General features: G+C 71.0%; 17 protein-coding genes. 7 read left to right on the top strand and 10 right to left on the bottom strand.

What is annotated here, in order from left to right; genetic code table 11:
* Nucleotides 1-82: 82 nt before the first annotated feature.
* Nucleotides 83-1,003, bottom strand: coding sequence for an alpha/beta hydrolase family protein (locus tag ABTX60_RS32875; protein WP_352100659.1), 921 nt, complete (start codon nt 1,001-1,003; stop codon nt 83-85).
* 134 nt (nt 1,004-1,137) lie between these two features.
* On the opposite strand from ABTX60_RS32875, the gene ABTX60_RS32870 reads away from it, so the two are divergent.
* The gene (locus ABTX60_RS32870) at nt 1,138-1,728 is read left to right on the top strand and encodes a TetR/AcrR family transcriptional regulator (RefSeq protein ID WP_352100658.1); all 591 of its coding nucleotides are present in this window, start codon (nt 1,138-1,140) and stop codon (nt 1,726-1,728) included.
* A 4-nt stretch (nt 1,729-1,732) separates the two neighbouring features.
* Here the strand turns inward: ABTX60_RS32870 and ABTX60_RS32865 are convergent, their stop codons facing one another.
* Nucleotides 1,733-2,968 carry a cytochrome P450 gene (locus tag ABTX60_RS32865; protein ID WP_352100657.1) on the bottom strand — a complete coding sequence of 412 codons (1,236 nt, stop codon included), beginning with the start codon at nt 2,966-2,968 and terminating at the stop codon, nt 1,733-1,735.
* Nucleotides 2,969-3,186: 218 nt separating this feature from the next.
* On the opposite strand from ABTX60_RS32865, the gene ABTX60_RS32860 reads away from it, so the two are divergent.
* A complete protein-coding gene (locus ABTX60_RS32860) occupies nt 3,187-4,356 on the top strand; it encodes a steroid 3-ketoacyl-CoA thiolase (protein WP_352100656.1) in 1,170 nt (389 codons plus the stop codon).
* Here the strand turns inward: ABTX60_RS32860 and ABTX60_RS32855 are convergent.
* Nucleotides 4,340-4,519, bottom strand: a complete 180-nt coding sequence (locus ABTX60_RS32855) for a DUF397 domain-containing protein (RefSeq protein WP_352100655.1) — start codon at nt 4,517-4,519, stop codon at nt 4,340-4,342. The genes ABTX60_RS32860 and ABTX60_RS32855 overlap by 17 nt on opposite strands.
* On the bottom strand, nt 4,506-5,333 hold the full coding sequence (locus ABTX60_RS32850) for a helix-turn-helix domain-containing protein (protein WP_352100654.1): 828 nt from the start codon (nt 5,331-5,333) through the stop codon (nt 4,506-4,508). The genes ABTX60_RS32855 and ABTX60_RS32850 overlap by 14 nt, the downstream gene beginning before the upstream one ends.
* Nucleotides 5,334-5,424: 91 nt before the next feature.
* On the opposite strand from ABTX60_RS32850, the gene ABTX60_RS32845 reads away from it, so the two are divergent.
* Nucleotides 5,425-5,820, top strand: a complete 396-nt coding sequence (locus ABTX60_RS32845; RefSeq protein WP_352100653.1) for an ATP-binding protein — start codon at nt 5,425-5,427, stop codon at nt 5,818-5,820.
* Here the strand turns inward: ABTX60_RS32845 and ABTX60_RS32840 are convergent.
* Together ABTX60_RS32840 and ABTX60_RS32835 are read right to left on the bottom strand one after the other, a co-directional pair.
* Entirely contained in the window at nt 5,817-6,092 is a 276-nt protein-coding gene (locus ABTX60_RS32840; protein WP_352100652.1) for a peptidoglycan-binding domain-containing protein, read from the bottom strand. The genes ABTX60_RS32845 and ABTX60_RS32840 overlap by 4 nt on opposite strands.
* Before the next feature lie 182 nt (nt 6,093-6,274).
* Nucleotides 6,275-8,329: a bifunctional glycosyltransferase 87/phosphatase PAP2 family protein gene (locus ABTX60_RS32835; RefSeq protein ID WP_352100651.1), complete on the bottom strand. Its 2,055-nt coding sequence runs from the start codon at nt 8,327-8,329 to the stop codon at nt 6,275-6,277.
* A gap of 345 nt (nt 8,330-8,674) precedes the next feature.
* Between ABTX60_RS32835 and proP the strand changes: the two genes are divergently transcribed.
* A complete protein-coding gene (proP, locus tag ABTX60_RS32830) occupies nt 8,675-10,060 on the top strand; it encodes a glycine betaine/L-proline transporter ProP (RefSeq protein ID WP_502992440.1) in 1,386 nt (461 codons plus the stop codon).
* An 89-nt stretch (nt 10,061-10,149) separates the two neighbouring features.
* Complete coding sequence (locus ABTX60_RS32825) at nt 10,150-10,821, top strand: O-methyltransferase (RefSeq protein ID WP_352100649.1); 672 nt, start codon at nt 10,150-10,152, stop codon at nt 10,819-10,821.
* A gap of 10 nt (nt 10,822-10,831) precedes the next feature.
* On the opposite strand, the gene ABTX60_RS32820 is transcribed toward ABTX60_RS32825, so the two are convergent.
* Nucleotides 10,832-11,224 carry a hypothetical protein gene (locus ABTX60_RS32820; protein WP_352100648.1) on the bottom strand — a complete coding sequence of 131 codons (393 nt, stop codon included), beginning with the start codon at nt 11,222-11,224 and terminating at the stop codon, nt 10,832-10,834.
* Between the two features lie 96 nt (nt 11,225-11,320).
* Here ABTX60_RS32820 and ABTX60_RS32815 point away from each other — a divergent pair, with 96 nt between their 5' ends.
* Entirely contained in the window at nt 11,321-11,728 is a 408-nt protein-coding gene (locus ABTX60_RS32815) for a DnaJ family domain-containing protein (protein WP_352100647.1), read from the top strand.
* An 18-nt stretch (nt 11,729-11,746) separates the two neighbouring features.
* Here ABTX60_RS32815 and ABTX60_RS32810 read toward each other — a convergent pair whose 3' ends face one another.
* Together ABTX60_RS32810 and ABTX60_RS32805 are read right to left on the bottom strand one after the other, a co-directional pair.
* On the bottom strand, nt 11,747-12,436 hold the full coding sequence (locus tag ABTX60_RS32810) for a hypothetical protein (protein ID WP_352100646.1): 690 nt from the start codon (nt 12,434-12,436) through the stop codon (nt 11,747-11,749).
* Between the two features lie 5 nt (nt 12,437-12,441).
* Nucleotides 12,442-13,137, bottom strand: a complete 696-nt coding sequence (locus ABTX60_RS32805) for a hypothetical protein (protein ID WP_352100645.1) — start codon at nt 13,135-13,137, stop codon at nt 12,442-12,444.
* A gap of 172 nt (nt 13,138-13,309) precedes the next feature.
* Between ABTX60_RS32805 and ABTX60_RS32800 the strand changes: the two genes are divergently transcribed.
* On the top strand, nt 13,310-13,831 hold the full coding sequence (locus ABTX60_RS32800) for a GNAT family N-acetyltransferase (RefSeq protein WP_502992441.1): 522 nt from the start codon (nt 13,310-13,312) through the stop codon (nt 13,829-13,831).
* Nucleotides 13,832-13,876: 45 nt separating this feature from the next.
* Here the strand turns inward: ABTX60_RS32800 and ABTX60_RS32795 are convergent, their stop codons facing one another.
* A complete protein-coding gene (locus tag ABTX60_RS32795) occupies nt 13,877-15,928 on the bottom strand; it encodes an MDR family MFS transporter (protein ID WP_352100643.1) in 2,052 nt (683 codons plus the stop codon).
* Between the last annotated feature and the right edge of the window lie 67 nt (nt 15,929-15,995).

Below are 15,995 nucleotides of genomic sequence, written 5' to 3'. Positions count from 1 at the left end.
TGGAGCCCTGCTTCTCTGGACGACCAGGCGACGGCCCCTCGATCCCCGGGGCCGTCGCCTTCGCCTTCGTATACGCCTTCGCCTACTTGCTCTGGACCTTCCCCAGCGGCTCGGGATCCTCGTCCAGCGCGGCGGCCGCCGCCTTCCAGCCGGTGTCCCCGGGGTACAGGGCGCTGCGCAGGTAGGCGGTGGTGAGGCCCTGGAGCAGTGCGACGCGTGCGGGACTCTCGTCGGTCGTCTCCGCCACCTCGTAGCCGGGGATGCCCCCGAGCGAGTGCTCCGCCCCGAACAGCGTGAGCAGGCTCTTGTTCCCCGGGCTGTAGGTGTAGGGGTCGGTGAACCAGTCCGGTCCGCGCGTGGTCAGCGCGGAGTCGTCGGCGTCCCCGGCGACGATGAGCGCCGGTGTGGTCATGGCGTCGAAGGACGGCCTCATGAAGGGCAGGTGCTCGGCGGCGAACGGGGTCAGGTCGTCGCCCAGGCCGGCCATGGCGAGCAGCACACCCGCCTTCACTCGGGGGTCGGACATGTCCTCGCCGGGAACGCCGTCGGAGTCGAGTACGCGCGCGCCGAGGAGCGTGCTCGCCGTCTGGGCTCCCCAGGAGTGGCCTGCCACGGCGACGCGGTCGCGGTCGAGGCGTCCGGCGAGGCCCGGTACGGAGGCTTCGAGAACGTCGAGTCCGTCGAGCACGCGGGTGAGGTCCTCGACGCGGAAGCGCCAGATCCGCGGCGTGCGGGGGTCTTCGGGAGGCAGGCCCAGCGTCCTGGAGTCCAGGTGGGTGGGTTGCACCACCACGAAGCCCTGGGCGGCCCAGTGGTCCGCCAGCGGGGCGTAGCCGTTCATCGACCAGCCGAAGCCGTGCGAGAAGACGAGGACGGGCAGATCGCCGCCGGTCGCGGGGGCGGACACGCGGACCTGGAGGTCCTCGCCCCGGCCCGGGGCGGGCAGGACCACCGGTTTCGCGGAGATCACCATGGTTGAGTCGGACAGGGAAGTGCCGGGCATGGGGTGCCTTCCGGTCAGGTCTGCCATCATGAATGAAACGGAACGCCGTTCCGATTGCCCGGCTCACGATACGGAACACGGTTCCGCTTTACAACCGCACGCAACCGCACGCAATCGCAGGGAAGGACGACTCGGTGAACGACAGCGGCCAGAGCGCCGGAAGCTCAGCCCGGTCCAAGCGCAAGGACGCCCGGCGCAACCAGCAGGCCCTGCTGGACGCGGCCGCCGAGGTCTTCGTCAGCTCGGGCGTGGACGCGCCGGTGCGCGACATCGCGGCCCGGGCCGGCGTCGGGGTGGGCACGATCTACCGCCACTTCCCCACCCGGGCGGATCTCGTCATCGCCGTCTACCGCCACCAGGTCGACGCCTGCGCCGAAGCCGGCCCGGCCCTGCTGGCGGCCGGCCCGACGCCCCATGCCGCCCTGGTGCGCTGGGTCGATCTCTTCGTCGACTTCCTGGTCACCAAGCACGGCCTGGCCACCGCGATGCAGGAGGACAGCACCTGCTTCGGGCCGCTGCACACCTACTTCCTCGAACGCCTCCTGCCGGTGTGCACGCAACTGCTCGAAGCCGCCGCCGCGTCCGGCGAGATCCGCTCCGACCTGGACGCCTACCCGTTCATGCGCGGCATCGGAAACCTGTGCGTCGGCGCTGACAGCGACCCCCATTACGACGCACGCCGACTGGTCGCGCTCCTCGTCGCGGGACTGCGCCAACCGCACTGACCCGCTACTGGGCCTGAACCCGGAGTTCCTTCACCCCGTTGATCCACGCCGACCTCAATCGACGCGGATCCTCGACCAGTCGGAGACCCGGCATGGCGTCGGCGATCGCGTTGAAGATGAGGTTGATCTCCAGCACGGCGAGGGATTTGCCCAGGCAGTAGTGCGGACCGCCGCCGCCGAAACCGAGGTGCGGGTTGGGGTCACGGGTGACGTCGAAGGCGTCCGGGTCGTCGAAGACCTCGGGGTCGTGGTTGGCCGAGGCGTAGAACAGCCCCAGCCGGTCGCCCTCGCGGATGCGCTTGCCGCCGAGTTCGGTGTCCTGGGTGGCCGTGCGCTGGAAGGCGGCGACCGGGGTCGCCCAGCGCACGATCTCCTCCGCCGCCGTCTCCGGCCGCGCGCTCTTGTACAGCTCCCACTGGTCGGGGTGGGTGAGGAAGGCGTGCATGCCGTGGGTGATGGCGTTGCGGGTGGTCTCGTTGCCCGCGACGGCCAGCATCAGCACGAAGAAGCCGAACTCGTCGGAGCTGAGGTTGCCCTCGTCCTCCGCCGCGACGAGCTGCGTGACGATGTCGTGGGCCGGGCACTGCTTGCGGTCGGCGGCCATGTTCATCGCGTAGGCGATGATCTCCGTGGCCGACTCGGCGCCGACCTCCTCGGTGATGGCGTACTCGGGATCGTCATAGGCGATCATCTTGTTGGACCAGTCGAAGATCTTGTCCCGGTCCTCCTGGGGGACGCCCATCAGCTCGGCGATCGCCTGGAGGGGCAGTTCGCAGGCGACCTGGGTGACGAAGTCGAACGGCCCGGTGTGCGCGCGGGCGGATTCGACGATGGAGTGGGCCCGCGCCCGCAGCCGGTCCTCCAGCGCCCGGATCGCCCGGGGCGTGAACCCGCGCTGCACGATCTGCCGGACCCGGGTGTGCTCCGGGGGGTCCATGTTCAGCAGGATGAGCCGCTGCGCGTCGATGGCGTCGCGCTCGATGTGCTCGTTGAAGCGGATGATCGCCGTGTTGAGGGACGACGAGAACAACTCCGGGTGCGTGGAGACGTACTTGACGTCGGCGTGCCGGGTGACGGCCCAGTAGCCCTCGTCCTGGAAGCCGGCGAGACCGGTCGGCTGCGGCACCCAGCAGACCGGTTCGGCCCGGCGCAGCTCGGCGAACTCGGGCAGGGGCACGCGGTCGTGCAGCAGGTCGGGGTCGGTGAAGTCGAACCCGTCGGGCAGCGCGGGACTGGGCATGGGCGGCTCCCACCATTCGTACCGACTCATCGGTCTGACGGCCCATCAGCTGTGCGGAGTTGCGGTGACGGTAGTAACGGGTTCTACAAGTAGCAAGAGGCACGGGCCCGCCAATTGCCCGCACGACTATTGCGGTCACCGAGCGGCCCTCAGCACACTGCTTGCAGAACTAGAACGCGTACTAGTTCCGCTGAGCCTCCCGGAGAGGACCCGCACCCATGGCTGCCGAACCCGTGATCGTCGAAGCCGTACGCACCCCCATCGGCAAGCGCGGCGGCGCGCTCGCCCATCTGCACCCCGCCTACCTCCTGGGCGAGACCTACCGCGAACTCCTCGGCCGCACCGGCATCCCCGCGGACTGCGTCGAGCAGATCGTCGGCGGGACGGTCACCCACGCCGGCGAGCAGTCCATGAACCCCGCACGCACGGCCTGGCTGACCATGGGGCTCCCGTACGAGACGGCCGCGACGACCGTGGACGCGCAGTGCGGGTCCTCCCAGCAGGCCTCGCACATGGTGGCCAACATGGTCGCGGCCGGCGTGATCGACGTCGGCGTCTCCTGCGGGGTGGAGTCGATGTCGCGCGTGCCGCTGGGGTCGGGCTCCAAGCACGGGCCGGGCAAGCCGTTCCCCGACGAGTGGAACGTGGACCTGCCCAACCAGTTCGAGGCGGCCGAACGCATCGCCCGCCACCGCGGCCTGACCCGCGAGGACGTCGACGCGCTGGGCCTCGCCTCCCAGGAACGGGCCGCGCACGCCTGGGCGGAGGAGCGTTTCAAACGGGAGACGTTCGCGGTCCAGGTCCCCACGACCGAGGAGGAGCAGCACGCGGGGCAGGGCATGTGGCGCCTGGTCGACAAGGACGAGGGTCTGCGTGACACGACGGCGGAGGCGCTGGCCGCGCTGAAGCCGATCATGCCGACGGCGGTGCACACGGCGGGCAACTCGTCCCAGATCTCCGACGGAGCGGCGGCGATCATGTGGGCGTCGAAGAGGATGGCCCGGGCGCTGAAGCTGAGGCCCCGGGCCCGGATCGTGGCCCAGGCGCTGGTCGGTTCCGACCCGCACTTCCACCTCGACGGCCCGATCGACGCGACGAACGCCGTGCTGGGCAAGGCGGGGATGTCGTTGAAGGACATCGACCTCGTGGAGATCAACGAGGCGTTCGCGTCGGTGGTGCTGAGCTGGGCGCGGGTCTTCGACCAGGACCTGTCGAAGGTGAACGTCAACGGTGGCGCGATCGCGCTCGGGCACCCGGTGGGAGCGACCGGGGCCCGGCTCATCACGACGGCACTTCACGAACTGGAACGCGGGGACAAGGAGTTCGCGCTGATCACCATGTGCGCGGGGGGCGGTTTGGCCACCGGCACGATCATTCAGCGGTTGTAGACGTCCAGTTGACGAACGTGGTGAAGGCGGCGGGGTCGAGGGTGAGGATCGGTCCCGCCGGGGTCTTGCTGTCGCGTATGGCGACGGTCGCCTTCGGGGTTTCGGCGACTTCGAGGCACTGGCCGCCTTGGTCACTGCTGTAGGACGACTTACGCCACTGCATCTCCATAGCGTTCCTCCATCGCGCGCCGGATGAGCCTTGCCGAGTCCTTGAGGGAAAGCGCGGCAGCTCGGAGATGATCGTAACGGAGCGCACAGTTCTTCACGGTGTCCGGATTTGCCGTCGTGAGCCCGCTGCCGTAGCTCTCCGTGTAGACGATGGTGGGGTCGCCTGCAAAGTGGTAGAGGTCGAATGAGCCTGTCAGGCCCGCGTGCGCCCCTACCGAAAGCGGCAGCACCTGAATGTTGATCCGAGGATTACTCTGGAACGCCAACAGGTGCGCCAGTTGCTCCCGCATGACCTCCGGACCGCCGATCTCCAGGTGCAGAGCAGCTTCACTGAGGACAGCCCAGAAGACCGGCGCCTCCGCCCTCTCGAACACCCGCTGGCGGGCCAGGCGCACCGCCGTGCGGTCTTCGAGGTCCGTCTGGTCCAGAGCGCCGAACACAGCCCGCGCGTACCCCTGCGTCTGAAGCAGCCCGAGGACCATGTGCGTCTGGAAGGAGCAGACCTCCGTGGCCCGCATCTCCAGCTCGGCCACCTGCTGGAACCAGGACGGCAGCCGGCTCCGCAACACGAGTCCGACGAGCCGGGAGAACATGCCGTCCGTTCCCAGCGCCGCGTCGGCCCGTTCACTGAATTCCGGCGTCGGGATCTTGCGGGCCGTCTCGATCTGGCCCACCAGCGAGCCGGTGTAGTTGAGGATGTCGCCCAGCTGCCGCTGCGTCAGCCCGGCCGCCTCCCTGTGCCGCCGTAGCTCATAGCCGTAGTAGTCGAGCGGGGACGCACCCGGGTCCAGGGCGTTGATGTTGGTCACGCAGAGCCCCTCTCACGCAACCCCGTCCACCACGGGACGGGTTGTATCCGTTCCGTTGCCGAGAGTAGTCACCACACGTCAGCCTCGTCCCGTGAACGGATACTTTCCCGCCCAGTACTCGATGCGCCTCACCGTCGGTGAACACGCCCCCCGGCACATCCGCCGGATCGTCCGCTCCTTCTTGGAGGAGTGGCGCATGCCCGAGCTCTCGGACGCCGTGGAGCTGGGCGTGACCGAGCTGCTCGCCAACGTCGTACGGCACGTCCCGGACCGGCGCTGCGCGCTGCTGTTGCTGCGGCAGCGCACGGGCGTGCGGGTGGAGGTCACGGACGGCAGCGATGAAATGCCGCGTACACCAACCGGGTTGGACGCGGAGTCCGAGAACGGCCGGGGGCTGCTCCTGCTGGACGCGATGACCGACAAGTGGGGCGTGTCCCTGTGGTCGGAGGGCGGGAAGACCGTGTGGTTCGAGTGCGGGGCCCGCTAACAGAAGGGAGCCCCCGGTGCGTTGGCCCAGAAGGAGAGGAACGACCAGGTCTGAGCTCCGATACGTCCGTCGACGACGATGCCGGCACACTGCTGGAAGGCCCTCGTCGCGGACTGCGTGACGCGGCCGAAGTCGCCGTCCTCGTCCAGGCCCGCGCCGATCGCCTGGTTCAGGTAACACTGGGCTTGCCGGACGGCCGCCCCGGACGACCCCCGCTGAAGGGTCGGCCGGTTGTCGGTGAAGTCGCATACGTCATCGGGCCCCTGGGCCACGAGGACTGTTGGACCGTTCAACTTCTCGGCGACCTGGGCGTGTTCCACCACGGCGGTCGCAGAAGGTCCATGTGAGGCGGCTACAGCCGGTGCTCCCGCAAGGGAAAGGGGAACAGCCAGCGCCGCCACGGCGGTGAGCACACGTCGCATTCCGATCACCTCCACGGAGGGGGCCCTTTTCCTCATCGTGCGCGGCCCTCAACCGAGTTGCATCTCGGAGAGAGGTCGCGCCCGGGCGGCCGGACGGTGGAGGCAGGGCGGCGCGGCCCCTGGAGGAGGTACGTGAGGCCGAAGCCCACCGCGACCACCACCGCTCCCCCGGCCGCGTCCAGCACCCAGTGGTTGCCGGTCGCCACGATGGAAACCCCGGTGAGCAGCGGATGCAGCAGGCCCAGCGCCTTCACCCACCACCGCCGCGCCAGCACCGCGATCACGAGGCCGCACCACAGCGACCAGCCGAAGTGCAGGGACGGCATGGCCGCGTACTGGTTGGTGAGGGCCGTGAGCGTGCCGTAGTCGGGCTGGGAGAAGTCCTGGACGCCGTGCACGGTGTCGACGAAGCCGAGCGTCGGCATCAGACGGGGCGGGGCCAGGGGGTAGAGCCAGAAGCCGACCAGGGCGAGCAGGGTGGCGAAGCCCAGGGCGGAGCGGGCCCAGCGGTAGTCGCCGGGACGGCGCCAGTAGAGGACCGCGAGGACGGTCAGCGGCACGACGAAGTGGAACGACGTGTAGTACTGGTCGAGGAACTCCCGCAGCCACCCGATCCCGACGACGGTGCGGTTGACCCAGTGCTCGATGTCCAGTCGCAGGGTGCGCTCCAGGTCGTAGATCTGCATGCCGTGCTCCTCGGCCTCGGCGCGCCCCGCCGAGTTGCTGCCGCCGGTGGCCGCGAGCCGGACCTGCGAGTAGGCGGCGTAGGTGACGCGCAGGAGGAGCAGTTCGAGCAGGAGGTTGGGCCTGCTGAGGACCCGGCGCAGGAACGGCAGCAGCGGCAGGTGCCGGAAGCGGGCAGGGGCGACGGGCGCGTACGCGACCGGCAGCGGCGCCCGGTAGTACGGCGAGGAGCGGGACAGGAACGGCACGGCGGTGGCGGCGGCGAGCGCGGCCAGCAGGACGACGTTGTCGCGCAGCGGCCGCAGGAGCGCCATGTCCGGCAGCAGCAGCTGGGCCGGCAGGGTCATGACCAGGACGACGGTGACCGGCCACACGTACCGGTCCGACGCGCGCGTGCCCACCCGGCCGACGACCGCGAGCAGCACCCACAGCAGCTGGTGCTGCCAGGCCGTGGGTGAGACGACGATCGCGGCACAGCCGGTGATCGCGACGGCGAGCAGCGCACGGCCGTCCCGGAAGCAGCGCACGGCCCGGCGCAGGGCCAGGACGGCGACGGCCGCGCCGAGCGTCAGGAAGAGCGCGACCTCCGCGGGGCCGTCCAGGCCGAGCCGGAGCAGGGCGCCGTGCAGGGACTGGTTGGCGAGGTCGTCGGCCCGGCCGCCGAGGCCGGCGCCCGCCAGGTGGTGGACCCAGTACCGGGAGGAGTCGTGCGGCATCGCCGCCCAGGCGAGCCCGGTGCAGGCGGCGAAGGTGACGCCGGTGGCGAGCGCGGCGCGTCTGCGGCCGGTGCACCACAGCAGGGGCGTGAACAGCAGCAGGGTGGGCTGGAGCGCAGCCGCGACGCCGATGAGCAGGCCGCTGGTGCGCTGACCGCGGACGGTGAAGCAGCCGAGCAGCACGAGCAGGACCGGGATGATGCTGGTCTGGCCGAGCGACAGGGTGTCGCGGACGGGCAGGGACAGCATCAGCAGGCTGACGGCGACCGGCGCGGCCAGCAGTGCCGTACGGCGACTGACCGGCTGGGGCAGGGCGCGGGCGGCGGTCAGCCCGAGGGCGACGACGAGCAGCAGCGTGCCGAAGGTCCAGCCCCAGCCGAGGGCCTGTTCGGCCGAACGGGTGAGGGGCTTGAGGACGAGGCCCGAGAAGGGCGTGCCCGTAAAGCGGGTGGAGTCGTACAGCGAGCCGTTCACATGGAGCACACCGTTGGGCCCGACCCAGGTCTCCAGGTCCGTCAGCCGCTCACCGCGCGGGGTGGCGAGGACGGCGGCCACCTGCCGGGCGGCGAGGACGGCGGCGATCAGCCACAGCACGAGGCGGGTGGTGCGCAGGCGTGTGCGGACCCCGTCGACCGCCGTCGCTCCGAAGCCTTCCGCCGGTCGTCCGCCGTGATCCGCCTTCGCCACGCCTCATCGGCCTTCCGCAGCAGTTCATCCCACATATCCAGAATGCGGGGATTCTCCTGCGAACCCTATGGGGATCACACGACCCCGGAGAAGAGGACGCGGGCGGCAACGGATCATTGGCGATTGCACACTGGGAAGCGATAAGGATCACATGAAGATCAGGTGGGAGCCATCGAGGAGGGGGCAGAAGCACCTGCACAGCGTCGGTTTACGTGCAGCGTGCAACGATGTGCGTACCGCCCGTGAGCGGAGCAAATCCGCCTATCGTCGCTCATTCGGCCCGTACGACAGCGCCGCCGCGCGGGACCGCGTCCTTGCCCCCATCGAAAGGTAGGCGAGCGAGCCTTGTCGACTGCCTCAGTCGTCGCCCCCGCTTCTCTCGTGAAGACCCGCAAAGCGAAGACCCCCGACCCCACCGTCACCGACCCCGCGCTCGTCAAGCGCGCCGTGAAGGCGGCCGCGCTGGGCAACGCGATGGAGTGGTTCGACTTCGGCGTCTACAGCTACATCGCCGTCACGCTGGGCAAGGTCTTCTTCCCCTCGGGCAACCCCACCGCCCAGCTGCTGTCCACGTTCGGCGCCTTCGCCGCGGCCTTCCTGGTCCGCCCCCTCGGCGGCATGGTCTTCGGCCCGCTCGGCGACCGCGTGGGCCGCCAGAAGGTCCTCGCCCTGACCATGATCATGATGGCGGCGGGCACCTTCGCGATCGGTCTGATCCCGTCGTACGCGACGATCGGTGTCGGCGCGCCGATCCTGCTCCTGGTCGCCCGCCTCGTGCAGGGCTTCTCCACCGGCGGCGAGTACGCGGGGGCCTCCACGTTCATCGCCGAGTACGCCCCCGACAAGCGGCGCGGCTTCCTCGGCAGCTGGCTGGAGTTCGGCACACTCGCCGGCTACATCGCGGGCGCCGGCCTGGTCACGATCATGACCGCACTGCTCTCCGCCGACGACCTGACCTCCTGGGGCTGGCGCATCCCGTTCCTGGTCGCGGGCCCGATGGGCATCATCGGCCTCTACCTCCGGATGCGCTTGGAGGAGACCCCCGCGTTCGCGGCCGAGGCGGAGAAGGCCGAGAACAACCGCCCGAAGACGCCGCTGCGCGAGATGGTCACCGGCCAGTGGCGCGCGCTGCTGCTCTGCATCGGCCTGGTGCTGGTCTTCAACGTCACCGACTACATGCTGCTGTCGTACATGCCGAGCTACCTGACCGGCCAGCTCCACTACGACGAGACGCACGGCCTGCTGGTCGTCCTCGGTGTGATGGCCGTGATGATGATCGCCCAGCCGTTCGCCGGCGCGCTGACCGACCGGGTCGGCCGCCGCCCCGTCATCGCCACCGGCTGTGCGGGCTTCCTGCTGCTGTCCGTCCCGGCCCTCCTGCTGATCCGCCAGGGCAGCCTGCTCGCCGTCGCGCTCGGCATGGGCGCCCTCGGCATGCTGCTGGTCTGTTTCACGGCGTCGATGCCGTCCGCGCTGCCGGCGCTGTTCCCGACGAAGGTCCGCTACGGCTCGCTGTCGATCGGCTTCAACGTCTCGGTGTCCCTGTTCGGCGGGACCACCCCGCTCGTGGTCACGGCCCTGATCGGCGCGACCGGGAACATGATGATGCCCGCGTACTACATGATGGCCGCGGCCGTGGTCGGCGGTTTCGCGGTGTGGCGCATGGCGGAGTCGGCGGGGCGTCCCCTGCCCGGTTCGGCGCCCTCGGTGGCGGGCCGACACGCCGAGTGAAATCCCGCTGACAGCGACCCGCGCACCAACTATCTTCGTCAGCGCCAGTAGTTAGGGATGCTAACTATGCTGACGAAAGGTAGAGGTGCATGAGCGAGTCGCACGTCTGGGACGAGGTCGACGCCTACTTCACCGCCCACCTCGCCCCGGACGACGAAGCCCTGGCGGCCGCCCTGCGCGACAGCGACGCCGCCGGGCTTCCGCACATCAACGTCGCCGGCAACCAGGGCAAGCTCCTCCAGCTCCTGGCCCAGATCCAGGGCGCCCGCCACATCCTGGAGATCGGCACGCTCGGCGGCTACAGCACCATCTGGCTGGGCCGCGCCCTGCCCGCCGACGGGCGGCTGGTCTCCCTGGAGTACGACCCCCGGCACGCCGAGGTCGCCGTCCGCAACATCGCGCGCGCCGGGCTGGAGAAGCTGGTCGAGGTGCGGGTGGGCCCGGCCCTGGAGTCGCTGCCCAAGCTGGCCGACGAGAACCCGCCCCCGTTCGACCTGGTCTTCATCGACGCCGACAAGGCCAACAACCCGCACTACGTGGAGTGGGCGATCAGACTCACCAGCACGGGCAGCCTGATCGTCCTCGACAACGTCGTACGGGGCGGCCGGGTCGTCGACGCGGACAGCACCGCCCCGGACGTGACGGGCACCCGCACCGCGATCGAGCTGATCGCCGCCCACCCGAGGCTGAGCGGCACGGCGATCCAGACGGTGGGGATGAAGGGCTACGACGGGTTCGCACTGGCCCGCGTGCTGGCCTGAGGCCCCGCCGTCAGACCTCGTGGTAGAAGCCCACGTTGACGCTGCGCGGGGCGGTGCGGTCCTGGATGATGATCTCGCCGCTGCCGCCCCGGGGCAGTGGGACGGTGCCGCCGTAGGTCAGGGGCTGGGCGTACTCCCCCATCATCAGCCGTACCTCTGAGGAGGGGTCGGGCTGGGAGCCGCGCAGCCAGGTCACCTGCCAGGTGCCCTCCGGCCCGCACAGGAACTCCAGGTGGACGCGGGAGACGAACAGCCAGTCGTCCGGCGTGCTCAGCCGGCACACGGACTTGTCGCGGCCCACCCGCAGCACCGCGCCCGGCTCGCTGGACGCGTCGGCCATGAGCATGCCGGCCGTGGCGCCCGCCTCCGCCTCCGCGACGGTGGCCATGGTGAGTTCGAGCACGTGCGCTCCTCCTGAGACGTCCTGGTGGGCCGGCCAGGTTCTGGGCCCGCCGCATGATAAAACGCCCGGCCACGCGGTGTCCGGCACAATGAACTCATGACCGAGCGAAAGCCACCGGGCGTCGACTTCGAGTCCTGGGTCGACAAGCAGATCCGTGACGCGGAGGCACGCGGGGAGTTCGACCGGCTGCCGGGCGCGGGCGCGCCGCTCCCCGCTGACGTCGAGAGCACCTACGACGAACTGTGGTGGGTCAAGCGGAAGATGGCCCGCGAGGGCTTCTCCGTCCTCCCGCCGGCGCTGGCTCTGCGCAAGGAGGCGGAGGACGCGCTGGAGGCCGCGCTCGCGGCCCCCTCGGAGCGGATCGTCCGGAAGATCATCGACGAGGTCAACGTCAAGATCCGCGACATGATGTTCAAGCCGCCGCCCGGCCCCCCGCTGGGAAAGAAGCCGTACGACGTCGAGGACGTCGTACGGCAGTGGCGGGAGCGCCGGGCGGATCACTGACCGGGGGGGTCCCCCGGCTCACACGTGCAGCAGCCGTTCGGCCAGCTCGCGGTAGTCCTTCAGGGCCAGGCGGAGCTGCTCGGTGTCGGCCGACGACACGGACCTGCTCTCGCCGCCCTCGACGGACTGCCAGGAGTGGCGCAGGGTGCGGCGGCGCTGCGTCACGGCCTCGGTGAAGCGGGCCGCGATCTCCTCCAGGACGTGGTCGGCCTCCTCGACGGCGGACCGGGGCCCGTCGACGAACCCGGCGACGGCGTGCTGCAGCTGCGAGCCGAGCTTGTCGCACTCCTCGTGGGCGAGGAGGTGGGCCCGGTTCTTGGCGGGGCCGGCCTTGTCGGAGCCGGTGCCGTGGTCACCGCGGGGTGCTCCGGACCCCAGCAGGTCCGCGTCATGCGGGTCCGTGTCGTACCGGTCCGCGTCGGGCCGGTCCGCGCGCCGGTCCGTGCCGGGCACATCGGTGCCGTGCGCCACGGCGCGGTCCGCGTCGGTGCCGTGCGGGACGCCGCGGCCGGCCTCGGGCCCGGGAGTGGTGCCGCGGTCCGTTCCGAGGCCGGAGCCGGAGCCGGGGGGCTGTTCCGCGCCCCGGGCGGTCTCGTGACGGCCCGTGTCCGGTGCGGTCGTGCGGCGGCCGGTTCCCAGCGCACTCTCGCCGCGGGCGTCCGGGGCGGCCGGCGTCTGGTCGCCGGGCGGTCGGGTCATGTCGGTCATTGCCCTCAACTCTCCTTCGCCTGACGTCGGTTCATCGCCCACGGCAGGTGCCCGCCACGGGCCGGGGCCTTGCGGCCGCCGTTCAGAGCGGCGCGCTCGCGGCCGCTGTCGTGCCGTCCGCCGGTGTGGCCGCCGCCGTCGTGGCGGGCCGGCTTCACCAGCTCCTCGAACAGGGCGCGGGCCGCCACCATGGCCTCACGCATGTCTTCCGTACCCTGGCCGCCGTCGCGGGCGTCCTCCGCACGCAGGTGCGCCGCACGGTGCACGCGCCGGTAGCCGTCCACGTGGTGGGCGTGGTGCACGGACAGCGCGGCCAGCTGTTCCTCGTACTGCCCGCCGTCCGGGAAGCCGCGGACACCGGCGAGCTCGGCGAGCAGCCGGTCCGCCTCGGCGACGGCCTCGCGCGGCGAGTCGACGAACCGCTCCTGGGCGGCCGTCCAGCGCGCCTCGTACTGCTCGCGCTGCGCCGGCTCCAGCGACCGCTCGCGCAGGTCGCCGTGGCGCTGCACGCGTGCGGTCAGTTCGCGCTCGGCCGCTTTGGCGTCACCGTCGTGCCGGGCGACGGCCCGGTCGTACTCGGGTCCGAAGCGCCGCTTCAGGCTCGGGCCGCGCCGAGGCCCGCGGGCGCGCAGGGTCATGACGGCCGCGATGATGACGACCGCCGCGATCACGATCAGAGCAATGATCAGGCCAGTGGACATGAATGCCTTCCGGGTTCTCGGCCCAACCGGCTCTCCTCGCGAGCCGGTTCGCCCGTCGGGTGTCCCCAAAGCCCGTCCCCAAACGGCTCCCGGCCGCACCCGGGGCGCAACACGTGGCCGGAAGTATTCGGTTGCGTGTCCGAGGGGGCGGCTGCGGAGAATGCGGTCCGTGATGTGGACCGTGACGCAGGAACCGTACGACTCCCCGGTCGCCGCCGCTCTGTGGCGGGCGTACTACACCGAGGTCAGTGACCGCTGGTACCTGCTGCACGAGGGGCGTCGGACCGACCCCGCCGAACTGGAACGGGAGATCGCAGCCCAGCCGGGTGCCGATCTCGCGCCGCCCGGCGGCCGGTTGCTCGTCGCCCGGTACGGCGGTGAGCCGGCCGGCAGCGCGGGCGTACGACTGCTGGACGGCGCGACCGCCGAGCTCAAGCGGGTGTTCCTGTACGAGGTGATGCGCGGCCGGGGTGGCGCCCCGCTCCTGGTCCGGGCCGCCGAGGACGCCGCACGCGCGCTCGGCGCCACCCGGATGATCCTCGACACCCGCGGCGATCTCGTCGAGGCCCGCGCCCTCTACGCCCGCCTCGGCTACACGGAGACCGGACCGCACAACGACGACCGGTACGCGGAGCACTGGTTCAGCAAGGACCTGGGCCGCCCTCAGACCGGATCCGGCGAAGAGCAGGGCTGACCCGCCCTCAGACCGGCTCCTGCGAAAGGCAGGGGCTGACCGCCCTCAGACCGGCTCCTGCGACGAGCGCACCCGGTAGGGCCGCTCGCGCCGCGATCCGCACAGTTCGCCGTTCAGTTCGCGCACGAGCTGCTCCAGGTCGGCCGGCCTGTCCGGCCCCCACCAGTCGCCGAGCAGCTCGGCGAGGGACTCCTCGCGGGCCCCGGCCAGCCGGTCGGCGACCTCACGCCCCTCCTCGGTCAGGACCATGTCGACGCCCCGGCGCACGGCGAGGCGGCGTTCCTCGGCCTGCCGGGCGGCCTCCATGATCACGGTGATGGGCAGGGGCATGGTGTCGGCGAGCACGCCCGGCTCGACGGAGCCGTAGCGCCGCATCCGCAGCAGCAGCCAGCTCGTCGCGGGCAGCAGGTCGTAGCCCGCCCGGGCGGTGATCCGCCGGTAGATCTCGCGCCGCCCCGCACGGGTGCCGAGCACCGACAGCGCCCGGCACACCTCGTCGTACGAGGACCGCTCGACGGGGTTGCTGGCGAGGGTCTCGCTGGCGTCGGGTGCGGTGACCGAGCCGCGCAGCCGGTCCTCCTTCAGGAACCAGGCCAGCACGAAGCCGAGGAGCGCGACGGGGGCGGCGTACAGGAAGACGTCCGTGATGGAGACGGCGTAGGCGTGCAGGGCCGGTGGGCGCAGGCCGGACGGCAGGGCGGCGATGCCGCGCGGGTCGGCCTTGAGGGTGTCCACGGAGATGCCGGGCGGGAGCTGGACGCCCCGGAAGGCGTCCGTGAGCTGATCGCCGAGCCGGCCCGCGAAGACCGTGCCGAAGACGGCGACGCCGAACGAGGCGCCGATGGAGCGGAAGAAGGTCGCGCCGGAGGTGGCCACGCCGAGGTCCTCGTAGGGGACGGCGTTCTGCACGATGAGCACGAGCACCTGCATCACCAGGCCGAGCCCGAGCCCGAAGACGAAGAAGAAGCCGCTCAGCTCGGCGGTGGAGCTGTGCTCGTCGAGCTGGTGGAGCAGGAGGAGCCCGAGCGTGGTGATGCCGGTGCCGGCGATCGGGAAGACCTTCCAGCGGCCGGTCCGGCTGACGATCTGCCCGGAGGCGGTCGAGGCCAGCAGCAGGCCCAGCACCATCGGCAGCATGTGCACACCGGACATGGTCGGGCTGACGCCCTGCACGACCTGGAGGAAGGTCGGCAGATAGGTCATGGCGCCGAACATGGCGAACCCGACGACGAAGCTGATCACGGCGGCGAGGGTGAAGGTGCGGACGCGGAACAGCTTGAGCGGCAGGACGGGTTCGGCGGCCCGCCGCTCGACGGCCACGACGGTGACGGCGAGGACGGCGCCCAGCACGGCGAGGCCGACGATCTGCCAGGACCCCCACGCCCAGGTCGACCCGCCGAGTGAGGCGACCAGCACCAGGCAGGTGGCGACGGCGGCGATGAGGAAGGTGCCGAGGTAGTCGATGACATGCCGTCGCGCCCGGCGCGGGATGTGCAGGACGGCCGCGATCACGGCGAGGGCCACGACGCCGACGGGCAGATTGACGTAGAACACCCAGCGCCAGCTCAGATGCTGGGTGAACAGGCCGCCGAGCAGCGGTCCGAGCACGCTGGTCGCGCCGAAGACGGCCCCGAACAGGCCCTGGTAGCGGCCGCGTTCCCGAGGCGGCACCAGATCGCCGACGATGGCCATGGACAGCACGATCAGCCCGCCGCCGCCGAGCCCCTGAAGGGCCCGGAACGCGATCAGCTGGCCCATGTCCTGTGCGGCGCCGCACAGCGCGGATCCGACCAGGAAGATCACGATCGCCGTCTGGAAGAGCCTCTTGCGCCCGTACTGGTCGCCGAGCTTGCCCCACAGGGGGGTGGCGGCGGTCGCGGCCAGCAGATACGCGGTGACCACCCAGGACAGGTGATCAAGTCCGCCGAGGTCGCTGACGATCGTGGGCAGGGCGGTCGCCACGATGGTCTGGTCGAGGGCGGCGAGCAGCATGCCGAGGAGCAGGGCGCCGATGGAGACCAGGACGTTCCCGGGCACCTGCTCCCGGGGGGCCGTGCCCTGGGGCGTCAGCGTGGTGGCGTTCCCGTCCTCGGCCATCCGACCTCCCGCGTCTCCTGTGATGTTTTCCATCGTGACCGCTGTGACCTGTTATGGCCTGCCGGGC

It is taken from the genome of Streptomyces sp. NPDC126510 (genome assembly GCF_040302345.1).
Classification (GTDB): Bacteria; Actinomycetota; Actinomycetes; order Streptomycetales; family Streptomycetaceae; genus Streptomyces.
The sequence above is the reverse complement of the archived record's forward strand: the minus strand, read 5'-3'. Positions and strand labels throughout refer to the sequence as shown.

Excerpts from the sequence above, each read along its gene's own strand:
- ABTX60_RS32795 (WP_352100643.1), bottom strand. The coding sequence starts at position 15,928 with ATGGCCGAGGACGGGAACGCCACCACGCTGACGCCCCAGGGCACGGCC.
- ABTX60_RS32825 (WP_352100649.1), top strand. The coding sequence starts at position 10,150 with ATGAGCGAGTCGCACGTCTGGGACGAGGTCGACGCCTACTTCACCGCC.
- ABTX60_RS32810 (WP_352100646.1), bottom strand. The coding sequence starts at position 12,436 with ATGACCGACATGACCCGACCGCCCGGCGACCAGACGCCGGCCGCCCCG.
- ABTX60_RS32860 (WP_352100656.1), top strand. The coding sequence starts at position 3,187 with ATGGCTGCCGAACCCGTGATCGTCGAAGCCGTACGCACCCCCATCGGC.
- ABTX60_RS32800 (WP_502992441.1), top strand. The coding sequence starts at position 13,310 with ATGTGGACCGTGACGCAGGAACCGTACGACTCCCCGGTCGCCGCCGCT.
- ABTX60_RS32815 (WP_352100647.1), top strand. The coding sequence starts at position 11,321 with ATGACCGAGCGAAAGCCACCGGGCGTCGACTTCGAGTCCTGGGTCGAC.
- ABTX60_RS32805 (WP_352100645.1), bottom strand. The coding sequence starts at position 13,137 with ATGTCCACTGGCCTGATCATTGCTCTGATCGTGATCGCGGCGGTCGTC.
- ABTX60_RS32865 (WP_352100657.1), bottom strand. The coding sequence starts at position 2,968 with ATGCCCAGTCCCGCGCTGCCCGACGGGTTCGACTTCACCGACCCCGAC.
- ABTX60_RS32855 (WP_352100655.1), bottom strand. The coding sequence starts at position 4,519 with ATGCAGTGGCGTAAGTCGTCCTACAGCAGTGACCAAGGCGGCCAGTGC.
- ABTX60_RS32875 (WP_352100659.1), bottom strand. The coding sequence starts at position 1,003 with ATGCCCGGCACTTCCCTGTCCGACTCAACCATGGTGATCTCCGCGAAA.